The organism is Endozoicomonas sp. (assembly GCF_051008435.1).
Taxonomy (GTDB): Bacteria; Pseudomonadota; Gammaproteobacteria; order Pseudomonadales; family Endozoicomonadaceae; genus Endozoicomonas_A.
Map to the genome: position 1 here is coordinate 1 of NZ_JBPCXO010000143.1, position 3,540 is coordinate 3,540.

At 47.6% G+C, this 3,540-nt stretch carries 2 protein-coding genes and 1 pseudogene; 2 read left to right on the forward strand and 1 reads right to left on the reverse strand.

The window, feature by feature from the left end; translation table 11 throughout:
* Both ACR2PX_RS06785 and ACR2PX_RS06790 read left to right on the forward strand, forming a co-directional pair.
* Nucleotides 1-121, forward strand: a pseudogene (locus ACR2PX_RS06785) (IS701 family transposase); the annotation flags it as partial.
* Between the two features lie 230 nt (nt 122-351).
* Nucleotides 352-621 (forward strand): hypothetical protein, encoded by a 270-nt coding sequence (locus tag ACR2PX_RS06790; protein WP_433998605.1) that lies wholly within the window; start codon nt 352-354, stop codon nt 619-621.
* Between the two features lie 20 nt (nt 622-641).
* Here ACR2PX_RS06790 and uvrB read toward each other — a convergent pair whose 3' ends face one another.
* Nucleotides 642-2,651, reverse strand: coding sequence for an excinuclease ABC subunit UvrB (gene uvrB, locus ACR2PX_RS06795; RefSeq protein WP_433998606.1), 2,010 nt, complete (start codon nt 2,649-2,651; stop codon nt 642-644).
* Nucleotides 2,652-3,540 lie beyond the last annotated feature (889 nt).

Genomic DNA, 3,540 nt, shown 5'->3' on the forward strand with positions numbered 1-3,540 from the left:
TACGAATATTTATCAGCACCAACGGGGGCTATTTAAAGAGACGGTTGGTAAATTCATTGAGAGTTTTGCAAAGAGTAAAGACCACCTGCTACCAAAATTAGCAGGTGCCATCAATGCGTAAGTCCTACCTTTAATGATCAGTTGAGTACCCATCATGCCAACAGCAAGTCTGGCAAGTTTGAAGATCTGGCACAGCTCAGCAACATTCTGACAGCCACCGATCTGGGGTAGAAATACACAGCCTGTGCACTCCACCATATTGAGAACACCGCTCATTGCAAAGACGTCGATATCCCTCCAGCCAGCACTATTGAAATACGGCAGTTTCCCTGCCCAAAAGATGCCAACGAAATGAGGCTTTGGAACAAGCTTCTGCTGGCTCGCATTCAATATCTTGATCGATGCCAGCAAGAAGGAACGCCCATTCACTATGAGCGTATTCCAGCAGAGTTTTACAAAGAAGCAAAAGACCGTGAAGTGGTCAAAGCCTTTGCCCACTTCATACAGGAGTGTGGTGAGAGTCCTCATGAGTACAGATGCTTGTTACGAATAGCTATACCCGAAGACTGCGAAGAACTGTTCGCTCCACCTCTTGCGACTGCATATAGAACAAGAGGTTAGGGCAAAGCTCACAAACATTGCTAATGCTTCAGAACCTTATCTCTGAGTTTGGAAACCTGATCCCGAACGGCCGCAGCTTCTTCAAATTCCAGATTGCGAGCATGCTCCATCATCTTGTCTTCAAGTTTCTTGATCTCTTTCGCCAGTTCCTGAGCCGTCATTTCATGGTGATATTCAGCCATCGGCTCAGCCACTTTGCGACTGGACTGCCCTTTTTTCTTACCGGGAACCACCGCACCTTCAAGAATATCCGCCACCGATTTATGGACACTCTTCGGGGTAATGCCATGCTCTTCGTTATAGGCCAGCTGTTTCTCACGACGACGTCCTGTTTCGTCCATAGCCCTTTGCATAGACTTGGTCACTTTATCCGCATACAGAATGGCCCTGCCGTTAACATTACGGGCTGCACGACCCATGGTCTGGATCAGAGAGCGGTCAGAACGCAGGAAACCTTCCTTATCCGCATCCAGAATAGCCACCAGAGACACCTCCGGCATGTCCAGACCTTCCCGAAGCAGGTTGATACCCACCAGCACATCAAAAGTACCGATTCTGAGGTCACGAATAATTTCGACCCTTTCTACCGTATCAATCCCTGAGTGCAGATAACGGCAGCGCACACCGTTCTCATGGAGATAGTCGGTCAAGTCTTCCGCCATGCGTTTGGTCAGGGTGGTTACTAGCACCCTGTCGCCTTTGGCCACGGTTTTGTTCAGCTCTGTAAACAGATCATCCACCTGAGTGGTAGCGGGTCGCACTTCAATTTGTGGATCCACCAGCCCGGTTGGCCGGACTACCTGATCAACGACTTGCCCCTGATGTTCGACCTCATAAGGGCCGGGCGTGGCCGAAACAAAAATCGTTTGCGGGCGTCGCCCTTCCCACTCTTCAAACTTCATCGGTCGGTTATCAAGAGCAGAAGGCAGCCTGAAGCCGAATTCAACCAGGGTTTCCTTACGGGATCGGTCGCCTTTGTACATGCCCCCCACCTGAGGAACCGTGACGTGAGATTCGTCGATGACACAAAGAGCATTGTCAGGAATATAATCAAACAGAGTGGGAGGGGCTTCGCCGGGTTTAGTGCCCGACAAATAGCGGGAATAGTTTTCAATACCGTTGCAATAGCCCAGCTCCATCATCATCTCTATATCGTATTTAACCCTCTGCTCCAGCCTTTGAACTTCTACCAGCTTGTTGTTGTTTCTGAGCACGTCCAGACGTTCTGACAACTCTTCCTTTATGGCATCTGTGGCTTCAAGGATTGTCTGACGAGGCGTCACGTAGTGGGTCTTGGGATAGATCGTGACTCTGGGCATCTTTCTCAGCACTTCACCCGTCAGCGGGTCAAACTCACTGATCTGTTCCACTTCTTCATCAAACAACTCCAGCCTTATGGCTTCTTTTTCAGATTCTGCCGGAAAGATATCAATGACATCGCCCCGGACTCGATAGGTTGCCCTTTTCAATTCAGTATCGTTGCGGGTGTATTGCAATTCAGCCAGCCGGCGGAGTACTTCCCGCTGATTGATCATCTCCCCTCGAGAGATGTGCAACATCATCTTAAGATAAGACTTGGGATCACCCAGGCCATAGATAGCAGATACGGTGGCCACAATAATGCAGTCGTCCCGTTCCATTAAAGCCTTGGTGGCCGACAGCCGCATCTGTTCAATGTGTTCGTTAACCGATGCATCTTTTTCAATAAAAGTATCAGAGCTGGGTACGTAGGCTTCCGGTTGATAGTAGTCATAGTAAGAAACGAAGTACTCAACCGCATTCTCGGGGAAAAACTCCTTAAACTCACCATATAACTGCGCCGCCAGGGTCTTGTTATGGGCCATAACAATCGTCGGTCTTTGTAACTTTTCTATCACATTGGCAATGGTGAAGGTTTTACCCGATCCGGTTACCCCCAGCAACGTTTGGCAGGCCAGTCCCGAATTGATACCCGCCAGCAGCTTTTCGATCGCTTGTGGCTGATCCCCTGCAGGCTGAAATTTCGATGATACTTTGAATGTCTTTCCCATATGTATCCACTGGCAAAAGCCGCTGAGAGGGTCTTAAATCTATTGCTGATTATAAACAGCCCCGGACCGGAAATGCAGCCGGACATGACGTTCCGGGCAAGATACCGGAGCACATCAGGGACGAATCAGCCTATTAACGGCTAATAATTTGCATAGCAAGACCCATCATAAGCTGTAACTTTACATGACTTACCCGTCGTTGCACTCCAGACTCGGTAGAACTCTGTTGCAGGTGATATACCATAAAATTTTGAATAGGCCGTTATAGTTCCTCCATTACAAGCATTGAGATGGATGTTATGTGGCCATTGTTTCCTGTTGGGTTCGATGACAGAAAGTGCTTTACAGAATCGTTGGGCAAACTTGAGAGGAGCTACCCCACTTATCTCTCTTCGACTCCCGTGGGCCCCTATGTACATTAAACAGTGATCTCTGGGAATGACATTTCCTCTAAAATGAGTGAGAGTCTGCTTCTGTGAATCAAATTGATAAAACGATGTGTGTAAAGGTGCGAACTTTTCCATTTCGATGTGTGAATTATGATTTGGCTCAGTCACCTCAATAACACAAAGATGCTCCGGCCCATGTTCGGGAAAGGCAGCAAGGAGGTTTGCCCTCGAACATTCATTAAACGCAGTCAGAATTTTTGGACACGGAGGGATTTCCTTCAACATTATGGGTAATGCTTCTGCATTTTCTTGAGTAATATTAAAGCGTTTTTTATTTATTGACCTCATAAGAGATTTCAAGTGTAGATCTGAGTACCTTAAGTCCCGCTTAACTTTGAGGTAATGAGCGAGCAGGCTGTACTTTTGGTAAGAGAGTACAGTTTTCATACACTTTGCAGTCTAATCTACAGCATCAGCTTGTGTTCATAATTGTTCCGCTT

Excerpts from the sequence above, each read along its gene's own strand:
- ACR2PX_RS06790 (WP_433998605.1), top strand. The coding sequence starts at position 352 with ATGAGGCTTTGGAACAAGCTTCTGCTGGCTCGCATTCAATATCTTGAT.
- uvrB (WP_433998606.1), bottom strand. The coding sequence starts at position 2,651 with ATGGGAAAGACATTCAAAGTATCATCGAAATTTCAGCCTGCAGGGGAT.